Source organism: Flaviramulus sp. (assembly GCF_982512915.1).
On the sequence record NZ_CEWOCJ010000007.1, the window covers coordinates 34,296 to 48,927 of the forward strand.

Here is a 14,632-nt window from a genome sequence, read left to right on the forward strand (position 1 = left end):
TCTTACGTAGGTATGCGACTACTCAATTTCACCATTATTAAATTAACTTTTTGCCTCATTATAGGTATTATAATCGGCTATTTTACAAACATACCACTTTTCATCTCTTTATATATTACATTAATTATATTTGGGTTATTTATCACGTACTATTTTATTGCAAGAAAACAATTTATTAAAACCATTTGGTTTGGTGTTTTTACTTATTTAATAATGATTTCAATTGGCATATTAACAACCAATTTCCACGATCAAAAAAAATTTTTAAATCACTATACCAATCAACTTTCATTAGAAAAAGATTCTTTAAAAACTATCACTTTTAGAATTCGAGAGGTTTTAAAACCAGGAAACTATTATGATAAATATACCATTGATTTATTAGAGGTTGATGGCCAAAAAACGAAGGGAAAAACATTTTTAAATATTGAAAAAGACTCCTTAAAATCTTCTTTAAAAGTTGATGCTGTTTTTATTACGAAAACAAATTTTAAAAACTTAATTAACCCCCTCAATCCAAATCAATTTAACTACAAAAATTACTTAGAAAAAAAATATATTTATCACCAAATTTTCATTAGAAACGAAGCTCTTTTAAACGTTAGCTCTAATACCCACACATTATTTGGAGTTGCTAATGATATTCGTGATTTTATAAATAAAGAGCTAAAATCTTACAACTTTAAACCAGACGAACTCGCCATTATAAATGCACTTTTGTTAGGGCTAAGACAAGATATAAGTGAAGAAGTTTACATCAGTTATACCAATGCTGGAGCCATCCACATTCTGGCTGTTTCAGGCCTGCATGTTGGTATCATATTATTAATTCTCCTGTTTGTTTTTAAACCCTTAGACCAACTAAAATATGGTAAACTAATAAAAACTATTTTACTAGTAACTATACTTTGGGGTTTTGCTTTGATAGCCGGTTTATCAGCATCTGTAACACGTGCTGTTACCATGTTTAGTATAGTAACCATCGCGTTAAACTTAAAAAGGCCAACTAATATTTATAATACTTTGGCCATTTCGCTGTTTATAATTTTATTAGTCAAACCTTTATTTCTTTTTGATGTTGGTTTTCAACTAAGCTATTTAGCTGTTTTCGCTATTGTAACCATAGACCCTCATTTATATAATATTTGGCGACCAAAAAACTATATGATTGATAAATTTTGGCACACTTTTACAGTTACAGTTTCCGCACAGTTTGGTATCATTCCTGTTAGTTTGTTTTATTTTCATCAATTCCCTGGATTATTCTTTATTTCAAATTTATTTATCATCCCTTTTTTAGGACTCATTTTAGGATTTGGATTGTTGATTATTTTATTAGCTGCTTTAAATATACTACCAAACTTTATTGCATCTTGTTTCGGTTATATTATTAGTTTAATGAATAATTTTGTGTACTGGGTTGCTAAACAAGAATCATTTTTATTTAAAGATATTCCGTTTAATTTTATTTATATTATGGTTACTTACTTACTAATTATATCATTAGTAAGACTTTTTATTAAAAGGAATTTTTCAAGATTAAAACTTTTTTTAATTGCTATTATCATATTCCAATTGGCTTTTATTTACACTAAATACAAAAAACCTTCAAATGAATTTATAGTGTTCCATAAAAGTAGAAATACTGTTTTAGGCAACGTTTATAATAATCAAATAATGATTGCTAATGACTTGGATAGTATCAGCAGATTTAACAATCGAATTATTAAAGATTACATTGTTGGAAATCAGATAAAAAAAATTAATGAAACTAAAATCCAACCTATTTACATACTTAATAATAAAAAACTTTTAGTAGTGGATAGTTTAGGTATCTACAACATCAAGTCGTTTAAACCTAATTATGTTCTACTGAGACAATCTCCTAAAATAAATCTAAATCGCTTGATAGATTCTATAAAACCTAAACAAATTATCGCAGATGGTAGTAATTATAAGTCGTATGTAGAGCAATGGGAATTAATATGTGAAAAAAGAAAACTCCCTTTTTACCAAACTAGTAAAAAGGGAGCTTATATTTTAAAATATTAGTTTATTATAAATTACTTTTAACAATATTACCAGCTACTTCTAACCATTTTTCAGCACCACCACGCACATAACCTGTACTGCCTAAACTGTTTAAATTTTTCTTTCCTTCAGAAGAAATTTCTGGTTTTGCAAAATGTATTGTAGGAAACCCACTAACTTGAAACATTCTTTGCATTTGATTATTCTGAGCTTTGGTGTTAGCGTCTTGTGGTGTACGTCTTGGAAAATCTAATTCTACTAAAACCACATTTTCTTTAGCCCAATTATTAAAATCAGGGGTTTTTAAAACCTCATTTTGAAGTCTTATACACCAACCGCACCAATCAGAACCTGTAAAAAACAACATCAGTGGTTTATTCTCTTTGGTTGCAATATCAAAGGCTTTATTCATATCTGTATGCCAAGTTAAATTCTCTTGGGCTATACCATTAGCTGATATTATAATAGCTATAAACAATGTAAAAAATATCTTTTTCATGATAAACTTGGTTGCAAAAGTTATTTCGAACTTACAAAAAAAGCACCAAATATGATGCTTTTTAAATATTTTTTCGATTAACGCACACCGTGCATTAGTTTTTTAATAACAGGTTGGAATAAAATAGAAACTACACCAGCTATAACAGAAATAACGGTTAAAATCCAGAAAAAATAACTTATACCATTTTCATCTGCAATTTTATCTACATTTTCACCAAAAACACCAGCGCCTTTCATACCAATTGCAATTGCCAAATACCAAACACCAAACATGAAAGCAATCATTCTTGCTGGCACCAATTTACTTACATAAGATAGCCCAACTGGAGAAATACATAATTCTCCCATAGTATGAAATAAATAAACAAGAATTAACCACATAATACTTACAGAAGCTGTTTTAGCACCTGGCTCTATTCCCATAGCTCCAAAAGCTACACATGCCATACCTAATCCTAATAAAAACATACCAATCCCATATTTTGCATTGGCAGAGGGATTGTATTTACTCTCCCACCATTTTGAAAATAATGGTGCTAATGTGATTATGTATAACGAGTTTAAACTAGCAAACCATGAAGCAGGAATTTCTAAATTTTCACTATTAAATTGATTCACTAACATCCATATAGCTATAGCCCAAACTATTATAAAACTGACACTTAAAACTATATTTGCCCATTTATATTTAGCAAAAGTTTGCTTAAATAATAGATATAAAACCCAAGTTATTATCCCTAAAGGTATAATTACCATAAAAGAATTTACAATTCTGAAAATATTTGCAGATGATCCGTCTAAAGTTCTATCCGTATAATCTCTCGCAAATATGGTTAATGAACCAGGAGCTTGTTCAAATATAGCCCAAAAGAAAACTGATAAAAGTGCAAAAAAGGAAACTGCTATTAACTTGTCTCTAGTAATTTGAGAGTACTGTGTAAATCTGTAAAACAACAAAACAAGAAATAATCCTAATGCAGTTAAAATGGCTATATTATTACCATTATCACCTAGGAATGAAAATAGATTAATTTTTCCTTCTGAAATTGTGGTTGCCGGTGCATTAAGAATCCAAAGCAAGCCTAATAAAACCATCAAGAAAATTAAACCTAGTTGCCATGATGTAAATGGCACACGTTTATCATTGTCTAGAACCTCTGCAGAATTTGCATCACCCTTAACTGGCTTAAGTCCTATATTTCCAAAAATATTTTGAGCTAGCCAAAATTGTATCAATCCAAAGAGCATGAAAATTCCTGCTAATCCAAAACCTAAACTCCAACCAACTTGCTCTCCTAAATAGCCACACAAAATAATTCCTATAAAAGCGCCTGCATTCACACCCATGTAAAAGATGGTATAAGCACCATCTTTTTTTTCTGGTCTGTCTTTATACATTTCAGATACAATAGAGGTCATATTTGGTTTAAAAAAACCATTCCCTATGACTAATAAAGCTAAACCTAAGTAAATAGACCATGAAGTTTCAACGGCCATAGAAGCATGTCCTAAAGTCATTAACAAAGCACCTACTAATACGGCATATCTGTAACCTATAACCTTATCTGCAAAATAACCACCCATCATTGTAGACAAATAAACCAATCCCACATAAGATCCAAATAGGGCCATGGCATGTTCCCTTGGCCAACCCCAACCTTCATCAAGTAGTGAGGCTGTTAAAAATAATACTAGTAAAGCACGCATTCCATAATATGAAAAACGTTCCCACATTTCAGTAAAAAATAATACAAATAAACCTGATGGATGCCCTAATACGGTACTTTTAAAAAATTGATCGGTTGAGTTTTCTGCCATAATGTTTGTTTTTAATTTTAAGATAATTCAAAGCCTTCAGCTTCTTCATTTTTCAGGATTCTTTCACTTTCCTCAGCGCCATGGGTTAATCTTTTCAGAGGCTTCAATATCAAAATAAATAAAACTCCAATAATTACTGTGAAAATTACTATTCCCGAAAATATGGTTAATTCACCAAATTCTGAAGCTGACTCCCCTACTATTCCTGCTACTTTATTTCCTAAACCAGTTGCAGCAAAATAAACACCCATCATTAATGATGCGTATTTAACAGGTGTTAGTTTCGTTATAAATGATAGTGCTACAGGTGAAATACATAACTCTCCAATTGTATGAAAAAAGTAAGCCAATACTAACCAAATCATACTTGAAGTTCCTAATTTTTCAAATTCCATAGCGGCAAAAACCATAAAAAGAAAACCAAATCCCATAATTATAATACCCAAAGCCATTTTAAATACTGAAGACGCCTCTTTACCTTTTAATTTTCGTTTAGCCCATATACTAGCAACTACAGTAGCAAATAAAATAATAAATCCAGCATTTAAACTTTGATACATAACTGTAGGAATTTCAAACAAGCCAAAAAAGTTTCTATCTGTTTTTGTATCGGTATATAAATTCATCAAACCACCCGCTTGCTCAAAAGCACCCCAAAATATAATTACCATAATGAATGATAATAATAAAACCATAAATCTATCTTTATAAACTTGAGAGTCTAACTCTTTGTATATCATCATTAAAAGTGATGCTATTGCCGTTAGAAAAACAAATAACAACCCATACCCCCAATCCATGTAATACCAACCAATAATAGAAGCTAATAATAAAATCCCTGCATATAATAATTGTTTAGGCGATTTAAATAATTTTGAGTATAATTTTCCATAAGACACTTCACTTTCATCATTAGCACTAGGAATAAAATTACCTACTTGAGTTAAATGTTTTTGTCCTGCTAAATAGTTTATTAAACCTAAAACCATTACAATACCAGCAAGCCCAAATCCTGCATGCCAACCCCATTTAGCAACAACGCCACCAACCACCATAGTAGCTAATAAAGACCCTAAATTGATTCCTATGTAAAAAATACTAAATCCTTTATCTCTTCTAATATCGCTTTGTTTATATAAGCCACCAACCATTGTAGAAATATTTGGTTTTAACAAACCTACTCCTAAAATAACAAGACCTAAACCTGTGTAAAAAGCCCAAATATCAGTTAACACTAAAACCCCATGACCAATACAAAGTACTATAGCACCTGCTAGAACAGCTTTTTTCTGTCCAATCAATTTATCAGCTATCATTCCTCCTGGAATAGACATTACATAAACTAACATTGTATACCATCCGTAAAGCGCTAATGCCTCTTTACTAGTCCAACCTAAACCGGCACCTCTTGCATCATCTCCAAGTGTTGAAGATGTCATGTATAAAACTAATAAAGCACGCATTCCGTAGTAAGAAAAACGTTCCCACATTTCTGTTAAAAATAAAATGTACAGACCTATTGGTTGTCCAAAAAGTTCCTTTTGATGTGGTTTAATTTCTGTAGTTGCCATTTATATTAGTTTGATTATTAATTAGTTTGAATTTTTCACTTTACTAGATTTTACAATTTATCTCCTAATTTCTCGTTGAGAAAATGAGTCATTTTTTTATATAAATGAATTCGTGTATTACCACCATAAATCCCATGGTTTTTATCTGGATAAATAGCCCAATCAAATTGTTTATCTGCTTGAATTAAAGCTTCTACTAAACGCATCGTGTTTTGCAAATGCACGTTATCATCTGCAGAACCATGTACCAAAAGAAAATTTCCTTTTAATTTTTCAGTATGATTTATTGGTGAATTATTATCATATCCTGCTGGATTTTCTTGTGGAGTAGACATGTAACGCTCTGTATAAATTGAATCATAAAAACGCCAGCTAGTTACAGGGGCTACTGCGATAGCCATTTTAAAAACATCGTTACCTTTAAACAAGCAATTACTACTCATAAATCCACCATAACTCCAACCCCAAATCCCAATTCTTGTTTCATCTATAAAAGGTAAAGCTCCTAATTTTTTGGCTGCTTGAATTTGGTCTTCCACTTCATATTTACCTAATTCATTTTGTGTTACTTTTTTAAATGCAGCACCTTTAAACCCTGTACCGCGCCCATCTACACAAGCCACTATATAACCTTGTTGCGATAAATATTGATACCAATAATCGTTTGCGCTATGCCATCTATTTGCTACTTGCTGAGAACCAGGTCCCGAGTATTGAAACATGAATAATGGATATTTTTTAGTTTCATCAAAGTTTGCCGGTTTAATCATCCACATATTCAAATCGTTTCCATTAACGCTTATGCTACTGAAGTCCTTTATTGAAATTTTATAATTTGTAAGATTTTGAGATAGCTCAAAGTTATCTTTTATGCTTTTAATTAAATCTCCAGAAAACGCACTATTTAAAGTATACTTTGGTGGTGTATTAGCACTTGAAAAAGTATTTATAAAATATGAGAAATCAGCACTAAAATCGGCACTATTAGTGCCCTCTATTTTAGTTAGTCTTGTTTTATTTCGTCCGTTAAGTTTTATGGAATAAACATCTCTATTAATGGAACCATTTTCCACAGACTGGTAAAAAATCGTATTGTTTTTTTCATCAAAACCATAATAATTGGTCACTTCCCAATTACCTTTAGTTACCTGATTTATAAGCTTTCCGTCTTTATCATAATGATAAAGATGATTGAACCCATCTTTCTCACTAGTCCAAATAAAACTATGATCCTTTAAAAAAGTTAAATTATCGGTAACATCTATATAAGCTTTATCTTTTTCTGCTAAAACTAAATTAGAGGAATTGTTTTTAGCATTTATCATCCATAAATCCAATTCGTTTTGATGCCTGTTCATGTATTGTGCACTTAAAACATCTGGATTATTTGTCCACTTAATTCTTGGAATGTAAAAATCATTGTATACTTTATCAACTTTAATAGTTTCAGATTTATTGGTGTTAAGATTATAAAGATGAAGAGAGACTTGAGAGTTAGCTTCACCTGCTTTAGGATATTTAAAAACTTGCTGAGTTTGATAAAGTCCTGTGCCATAAACATCCATTGAAAACTCAGGCACATTGGTTTCATCAAAACGAATAAAAGCTATTTTATTACTATCAGCACTCCAATCGAAAGCTCTTACAAATGCAAATTCTTCTTCATAAACCCAATCGGTAATTCCGTTTATAATTTCGTTTAATTTTCCATCAAAAGTAATTTGAGTAGTTCCCTTAGAATTCAAATCTTTAATATACAAATTATTTTCTTTAGCAAAAGCAACTTTATTTCCATCTGGTGAAAATGTTGGTTCTTGAATTTTTTCTTCAGAAATTAAATTTAAAGTATTGTCATTAACATTGTAAACATAATAGTTTCCTAACGAAGAGCGACGGTATATAGACACTTCATTGGTTGCCAAAATAATTTTACTTTCATCTTCACTAAATTTATAATCTGTAAAATATTGAATAGCTTCAAGGTTTGCAGAATTAACTAAAGTTTTAATTTTCTCCAAGGTTTTGTAATCGTAAATATCAATAGATGTACTTCTTGTAGCTCTATCAAAATTTAATACAGAATACTGCTGACCATTTGCCATGGAATGTAATACATCCATACCTTCTGTTCTAAAAGTGCCATGACTCCAAATATCTTCAAGTGTGATATCCTTTTTCTGAGCTAATAAAATTGTAGATAAAAAAAGATAAACACAAAAAGAGAATTTAAAATGTTTCATAAATTATTTTATTGTTTTTAAATGTTAAATTCAACAACCAAAGTTTTATTATTAGTTATTAAAATTAATTAATAAAAGATGTTTCTTTAAAAAATAGTTATTTCACAAAATGATGTCAAGTTTACTAAAAATTATATAAAAAACCTCCAATATTAACACTTTAATAATCTTGGTTTCAATTAAGATTTTCTTTATTCGTTCTAAGAGTAGTATCTTTGCTTTGCAAATTAATACCTTATGAGTAAATCTATTTCTGGCTTTTCTAAACTATCTAAATCAAAAAAAATCGATTGGATTGTTGATACTTATTTTTCTAATGCCGAAGAAGCTAAAACTATTTTAAAGCAGTATTGGAATAGTAACGAAAAACTGCAACAACTGCATGATGAGTTTATTGAAAACACAATAACCAATTATTACTTACCGTTAGGGGTTGCTCCTAATTTTCTAATAAACAACAAGCTATATACCATACCGATGGCTATTGAAGAAAGCTCGGTTGTTGCTGCTGCAAGTAAAGCTGCTAAATTTTGGCTAGATAGAGGTGGTTTTAAAACAACAGTTATTTCTACAACCAAAATTGGTCAGACACACTTTATTTACAAAGGTGATTTTGAAAAATTAAAACAGTTTTTTTGCAGCGTAAAATCAAAACTCCTTGAAGAAACAGAGCCTATCACTAAAAACATGAAAAAACGTGGTGGTGGCATTATTGATATTGAGTTGCGTGATAAAACCAGTGATATTAAAAATTATTATCAATTACATGCATCGTTTGAAACACTTGATGCTATGGGTGCTAATTTTATAAATTCGTGTTTAGAGCAGTTTGCAAAAACCTTTAAAAATGAAGCTTTAATATTTGATTTGTTTACTGAAGAAGAAAAGCAGATAGATATTATAATGAGTATTTTATCCAACTATGTTCCTAATTGCTTGGTTCGTGCCGAAGTAAGTTGTAAAGTTGAAGATTTAAGTGAAGATGAGCGCATTTCTGGTGAAGCCTTTGCAAATAAATTTGTTCAAGCTGTTAAAATTGCAGAGGTTGAACCTTACAGAGCAGTAACACACAATAAAGGCATCATGAATGGAATAGATGCGGTTGTTTTAGCTACCGGAAACGACTTTAGAGCTGTTGAGGCTGGCGTACATGCCTATGCATCGCGTCATGGAAAATATAGTAGCTTAACCCATGCAAAAATTGAAAATGGGATTTTTACTTTTTGGATGGAAATACCATTAGCATTAGGCACTATTGGTGGCTTAACAGGACTGCATCCTTTAGTAAAGCTTTCTTTAGAATTATTACACAAGCCATCTGCTAAAGAGTTGATGCAAATTGTTGCCGTAGCAGGTTTAGCACAAAACTTTGCTGCACTTCGTTCGTTAACAACAACTGGGATTCAACAAGGACACATGAAAATGCACCTGATGAATATTTTAAATCAATTTGAAGCTAATGACTTTGAAAAGCAATCGCTAACCGAATACTTTAAAAATAACACCGTTACACACAGTGCAGTAACCGAAGCTATAAATGAATTAAGAATAAAAAATTAATAGTGGAAACATTTTATAGCAATGGAAAATTATTATTAACTGGCGAGTATGTTGTACTTGATGGTGCACTTTCTCTCGCAATACCCACAAAATATGGACAGTCTTTAACTATCGAATCTATTGATGGACCTAAAATTATCTGGAAAAGTTTTGACTATCAAAATACTATTTGGTTTGAGAGTTCATTTTTTATTAAAAACTCCATTATAGAAGCTAGCCAATCAAATGAATTTACTCAAAGACTACTTCAAATTTTAAATGCTGTAAAACAATTAAATCCGCAATTTTTAAAAAGCAATAGGGGTTTTAAGATTACCTCTAAACTTGACTTTCCTAATAATTGGGGGCTTGGCACCTCATCAACTTTAATAAATAATATTGCAAATTGGGCAAAAATTGATGCCTATCAATTACTAGAAGTTACATTTGGCGGAAGTGGTTACGACATAGCATGTGCACAAAACAACTTTCCTATTACTTATCAAATATGGAATGAAAAGCCAGTTGTAAATGCAATTGATTTTAATCCATCTTTTAAAAAAAATTTATATTTTATTCATTTAAATAAAAAACAGAATAGTAGAGATGGTATTAAACACTATCATGAAAATAAAGGGAAATATAAATCTGCAATTCTAGAAATTGATAAAATTACTACCAAAATGATAGGGTGTGATGCTTTAAAAAGCTTTGAAGAACTTATTATTAAACACGAGAACATGATTTCAAAAATAACAAATCAAACTCCTGTAAAACAGGCTTTGTTTGATGATTTTGATGGCGCCATAAAAAGTTTAGGTGCTTGGGGTGGTGATTTTATATTAGCAACATCTCAAAACAATCCATCAAATTATTTCAAACTCAAAGGCTTTAAAACAATTATTTCTTACGAGGATATGATTCTATAAAAAGAAAAATTCTTACTAAAGTTTAAACCAATTTTGAGTTATATTTTTTTCAATTGAAGAATTATTAATATTGATAAACTCATTTTTTATAGCATCATATCTATACTCTTTACCCCATTGTTTATAATTTTTTGAAACACTTTTAATTGCATCACATATAAATTCCACCTCTTTATTTGTCATCGTAGGGTGTAAAGACATTCTAATCCAACCTGGACGCTCCATTAAACAACCTTCTAAAATTTTTTGTTCAATAGCTTTTGAAGTTAACTGATCTACATGCAATAAATAATGCCCATAAGTACCAGCACAAGAACAGCCTCCTCTAGTTTGTACACCGAAGTGGTCGTTTAACAATTTAACTATTAAATTATAGTGTGCATCTTCAATATAAAATGAAAAAACACCTAATCTATCTTTATGGTTTGGTGCTAGAATTGTGAGGTTATCAATCTTTGATAATCTATTGAACACCAAATCACACAATTCGTGCTCTCTATCTAAAATATTTTGAACACCCATTTCTTCTTTCAACTGGATAGAAAGTGCAATTTTAAAAGCTTGTAAAAATCCAGGAGTACCACCATCTTCTCGGGTTTCAATATCATCTATATAGTCATGATCTCCCCAAGGGTTAGTATAAGTTACAGTACCGCCGCCAGGGTTATCTGGTACTAAATTTTTATATAATTTTTTATTAAATATTAAAACACCCGATGTTCCTGGTCCGCCTAAAAACTTATGAGGCGAAAAGGTTATTGCATCCAAATAAGCATCTTCATCTTCTGGATGCATATTGATATGAATATAAGGTGCAGAACACGCAAAATCAACAAAACACAAGCCGTTATTTTGATGCATTATTTTTGCAACTTGATGGTAGTTTGTTTTTATACCAGTAACATTAGAACAGCCTGTAATGGCAGCAATTTTGATTGGTACATCTTGATGCTCAATCAATAATCCTTCTAGACTTTCTAAACAAGGTAATCCTGCCTCGTTTGATGGAATGACTTTAACCATAGCTATGGTTTCTAACCAAGATGTTTGGTTAGAATGATGCTCCATGTGGGAAACAAAAATGATAGGTCTTTTTTCTTTAGGAACTTGTGTGTAATTTTTTAAATTTTCGTTTAGTTTAATACCTAAAATACGCTGAAACTTATTAATAGCTCCTGTCATTCCAGTTCCAACGGTGATTAAAACATCATCTTTAGATGCATTAACATGATTTTTTATTATGTTTCTAGCATCATGATACGCTAATGTCATCGCAGATCCTGTAACAGATGTTTCTGTATGGGTATTTGCTACAAAAGGACCTATCTCGTTTAAAAGCTTTTCTTCAATAGGCCTATATAAACGTCCGCTAGCGGTCCAATCAGCATAAATAATTTTTTTATTTCCGTAAGGTGACTCAAAATAGGTATCAATTCCAACTATATTATTTCTAAAAAGTGAAAAATGATCTTCTAATTTAGATCTATTTTTTTTTGACCCCAAATCTGCTTTAAAAAAATTACCTAAAACACTCATAAGATTAAACATTAATCACCTTTACTTTTATTTAAAATTTGAAATACCTTCTTTAAGCCAATAAAAATAAGTGTCAACATCAGGTGTATAAGCAATTGGTTCTATAAGATTTTCCTCATTAAGATCCATTAAAACATACATTGGTTGCGTGTTTGCTTTATATTTAATAGTTTGTAACTCACTCCATTTCTGACCTATATATTTTAATTTTTTACCAGGTTTCAGTTTTGATTCTTTGATATCACTTTCAGCTAAAGGTCGCTTATCGTCTACATACAAAGAAACAAGCACTACTTCATTTTTAAGGATATTTAGAATATTTGGTTTTATCCAAACGTTGTTCTCCATTTTTCTACAATTAACACAAGCGTGACCTGTAAAATCTATCATAACAGGTTTACCTACTTTTTTAGCGTACGCTAAACCTTTATCGTAATCGTTAAAAGCTAAAATATCATGTGGCGCCATTAAATGTGAACCATCAGGTAATCCATCTTGAATTTCTGAGATTATTCCATTAGATAACTTAGTATAACCAACACCGTAGGGAGATTCGCTATAATGTTGTGGTGGTGGGAAAGCACTTATTAAATTTAAAGGTGCGCCCCAAAGCCCAGGTATCAAATAGATAGTAAATGACAAAACAATTAAACCTAAACTCAATCTACCTACTGAAATATGTGATAGAGGCGAATCGTGAGGTAATTGTATCTTTCCAAATAAATAAAGTGCTAAAGCTCCAAAAATGGCAATCCAAATAGCAATAAATACTTCACGCTCTAAGAAATGCGCTTGTAAAACCAAATCGGCATTCGATAAAAATTTGAAGGCTAATGCTAATTCTAAAAATCCTAAAACAACTTTTACGGTATTTAACCATCCGCCAGATTTTGGCAATGAATTTAACCATCCTGGGAAAGCAGCAAATAAAGCAAATGGTAAGGCAATGGCTAACGAAAAACCTAACATACCAACAATAGGTCCTGTTTGACTTCCTCCTGCTGCTGCCTGAACTAATAAAGTACCAACAATAGGTCCAGTACAAGAAAACGACACAATAGCTAAAGCTAATGCCATAAAAAAGATGCCAATTAAACCACCTCTATCTGCTTGAGAATCTACTTTGTTTGCCCACTTATTTGGTAACATAATTTCGAAAGCACCCAAAAATGATGCTGCAAAAATTAATAACAAAATAAAGAATGCAATATTAAACCATACATTAGTTGACAAGGCATTTAAGGCATCTGCACCAAAAATTAAGCTTACAAGAATACCTAACAATACGTAAATTACTATGATTGAAAGTCCATAAATAACAGCATTTCTAATTCCAGCTGCTTTGGTTTTGCTTTGTTTGGTAAAAAAACTTACCGTCATGGGAATCATTGGAAACACACATGGTGTTAACAACGCCGCAAAACCAGAAAAGAATGCAATGAAAAATATAGACCAAAGTCCTTTTTGTGAATCAGCTGTATTTGTGGTATTAGTATCTAATGTTGCAAGTGTTTCTGTAGTTTTTTCTATTGAAGTAACAACTGCTTGATTTGAAATTTCAAATATTAAATCAACTTCGGTTGGTGGTAAACATCTAGTATCATCACAAACCATAAATTCCACATAGGCCTTGATAGTTTTTGTATCTCCCTCCACTATTACTTTTTGTCTGAAAGTAGCGGAATTTTCAAAGAATTTTATTATCATTCCAAAAACAGGATCGTCAACAGTGTATCCATCTTGTTCTGAGGTATTTCCAGAAATTTTAAAGTTTCCTTCGCTATCGTCATAAGTAAAAGTCGTTGGAATGGGACCATCTTCTGGAACATTTTGCGAATACAAATGCCAACCTGCATCTATAGTGGCTTTTGAAATTAACACATATTCGGTATCTGATAATTTTTCTACTGATGTTGCCCATTTAACAGGCTGAAAAACCTGTGAATTCGCTATTAATGTTAGAAATAAAACACTTAGAATAAAAAGAAATTTTCTCATTTTTGACACTAATTATTTGATAGTAAACACTAAATCGACTTCATTTGGTGGTAGACATCTGCTTTCGTCACAAACCATAAATTCTACGGTAGCATCTATTTTAAATGGTACGTTTCCTTTCAATTTTATACGCTGTTTAAATGAAGCTTTGTTTTCGAAAAATTTAATTTGCATTCCAAAAATAGGATCATCAATAGTATGTCCTTTTTCTTCTAACGTATTTCCTTTTTTTAGATAATTACTATTTCCTTTAAATGTAAAACTCGTGGGAATTGGTCCATTTTCAGGTACCGTTTGCGAATATAAATGCCATTTTGCATCAATGGTAGCAGTAGCTATTAATTCGTATTCGGTATCCGAAATTTTAGAAACTGATGTTATCCACTTTACTGGTTCTAATATTTGAGCCTGTAAAAAACTAAACGTTAAAAAGGTGAAAAGAAAAAGGACTTTTTTCATTTAAATAAAA

The 14,632-nt window shown here is 31.0% G+C and carries 10 protein-coding genes; 3 read left to right on the forward strand and 7 right to left on the reverse strand.

All coding sequences use genetic code 11. The annotated features are described in order from the left end of the window. Positions 1-12: 12 nt before the first annotated feature. A complete protein-coding gene (locus AC1XJX_RS06610) occupies positions 13-2,052 on the forward strand; it encodes a ComEC/Rec2 family competence protein (RefSeq protein ID WP_482003179.1) in 2,040 nt (679 codons plus the stop codon). Between the two features lie 4 nt (positions 2,053-2,056). Here AC1XJX_RS06610 and AC1XJX_RS06615 read toward each other — a convergent pair whose 3' ends face one another. The 4 genes from AC1XJX_RS06615 to AC1XJX_RS06630 all read right to left on the reverse strand — a co-directional run bounded on the left by AC1XJX_RS06615 (position 2,057) and on the right by AC1XJX_RS06630 (position 8,161). Further along, entirely contained in the window at positions 2,057-2,530 is a 474-nt protein-coding gene (locus tag AC1XJX_RS06615; protein WP_482003180.1) for a thioredoxin family protein, read from the reverse strand. A 77-nt stretch (positions 2,531-2,607) separates the two neighbouring features. After that, positions 2,608-4,350: a peptide MFS transporter gene (locus tag AC1XJX_RS06620; protein ID WP_482003181.1), complete on the reverse strand. Its 1,743-nt coding sequence runs from the start codon at positions 4,348-4,350 to the stop codon at positions 2,608-2,610. A gap of 17 nt (positions 4,351-4,367) precedes the next feature. Further along, entirely contained in the window at positions 4,368-5,921 is a 1,554-nt protein-coding gene (locus AC1XJX_RS06625; protein ID WP_482003182.1) for a peptide MFS transporter, read from the reverse strand. 50 nt (positions 5,922-5,971) lie between these two features. Then, positions 5,972-8,161 (reverse strand): S9 family peptidase, encoded by a 2,190-nt coding sequence (locus AC1XJX_RS06630; RefSeq protein ID WP_482003183.1) that lies wholly within the window; start codon positions 8,159-8,161, stop codon positions 5,972-5,974. A 237-nt stretch (positions 8,162-8,398) separates the two neighbouring features. Between AC1XJX_RS06630 and AC1XJX_RS06635 the strand changes: the two genes are divergently transcribed. Together AC1XJX_RS06635 and AC1XJX_RS06640 are read left to right on the forward strand one after the other, a co-directional pair. Further along, the gene (locus AC1XJX_RS06635) at positions 8,399-9,721 is read left to right on the forward strand and encodes a hydroxymethylglutaryl-CoA reductase, degradative (protein ID WP_482003184.1); all 1,323 of its coding nucleotides are present in this window, start codon (positions 8,399-8,401) and stop codon (positions 9,719-9,721) included. Between the two features lie 2 nt (positions 9,722-9,723). Continuing rightward, positions 9,724-10,629, forward strand: coding sequence for a GYDIA family GHMP kinase (locus tag AC1XJX_RS06640; protein ID WP_482003185.1), 906 nt, complete (start codon positions 9,724-9,726; stop codon positions 10,627-10,629). Between the two features lie 15 nt (positions 10,630-10,644). On the opposite strand, the gene AC1XJX_RS06645 is transcribed toward AC1XJX_RS06640, so the two are convergent. Genes AC1XJX_RS06645 through AC1XJX_RS06655 form a run of 3 tightly spaced genes read right to left on the reverse strand, consistent with a single transcriptional unit; the run spans position 10,645 to position 14,622 of the window. Further along, positions 10,645-12,165, reverse strand: coding sequence for an aminotransferase class V-fold PLP-dependent enzyme (locus tag AC1XJX_RS06645; RefSeq protein WP_482003186.1), 1,521 nt, complete (start codon positions 12,163-12,165; stop codon positions 10,645-10,647). 27 nt (positions 12,166-12,192) lie between these two features. Further along, complete coding sequence (locus tag AC1XJX_RS06650) at positions 12,193-14,163, reverse strand: protein-disulfide reductase DsbD family protein (protein ID WP_482003187.1); 1,971 nt, start codon at positions 14,161-14,163, stop codon at positions 12,193-12,195. A gap of 12 nt (positions 14,164-14,175) precedes the next feature. Then, on the reverse strand, positions 14,176-14,622 hold the full coding sequence (locus tag AC1XJX_RS06655) for a protein-disulfide reductase DsbD domain-containing protein (protein WP_482003188.1): 447 nt from the start codon (positions 14,620-14,622) through the stop codon (positions 14,176-14,178). Positions 14,623-14,632: the final 10 nt, after the last annotated feature.

Excerpts from the sequence above, each read along its gene's own strand:
- AC1XJX_RS06610 (WP_482003179.1), top strand. The coding sequence starts at position 13 with ATGCGACTACTCAATTTCACCATTATTAAATTAACTTTTTGCCTCATT.
- AC1XJX_RS06615 (WP_482003180.1), bottom strand. The coding sequence starts at position 2,530 with ATGAAAAAGATATTTTTTACATTGTTTATAGCTATTATAATATCAGCT.
- AC1XJX_RS06620 (WP_482003181.1), bottom strand. The coding sequence starts at position 4,350 with ATGGCAGAAAACTCAACCGATCAATTTTTTAAAAGTACCGTATTAGGG.
- AC1XJX_RS06625 (WP_482003182.1), bottom strand. The coding sequence starts at position 5,921 with ATGGCAACTACAGAAATTAAACCACATCAAAAGGAACTTTTTGGACAA.
- AC1XJX_RS06630 (WP_482003183.1), bottom strand. The coding sequence starts at position 8,161 with ATGAAACATTTTAAATTCTCTTTTTGTGTTTATCTTTTTTTATCTACA.
- AC1XJX_RS06635 (WP_482003184.1), top strand. The coding sequence starts at position 8,399 with ATGAGTAAATCTATTTCTGGCTTTTCTAAACTATCTAAATCAAAAAAA.
- AC1XJX_RS06645 (WP_482003186.1), bottom strand. The coding sequence starts at position 12,165 with ATGAGTGTTTTAGGTAATTTTTTTAAAGCAGATTTGGGGTCAAAAAAA.
- AC1XJX_RS06650 (WP_482003187.1), bottom strand. The coding sequence starts at position 14,163 with ATGAGAAAATTTCTTTTTATTCTAAGTGTTTTATTTCTAACATTAATA.
- AC1XJX_RS06655 (WP_482003188.1), bottom strand. The coding sequence starts at position 14,622 with ATGAAAAAAGTCCTTTTTCTTTTCACCTTTTTAACGTTTAGTTTTTTA.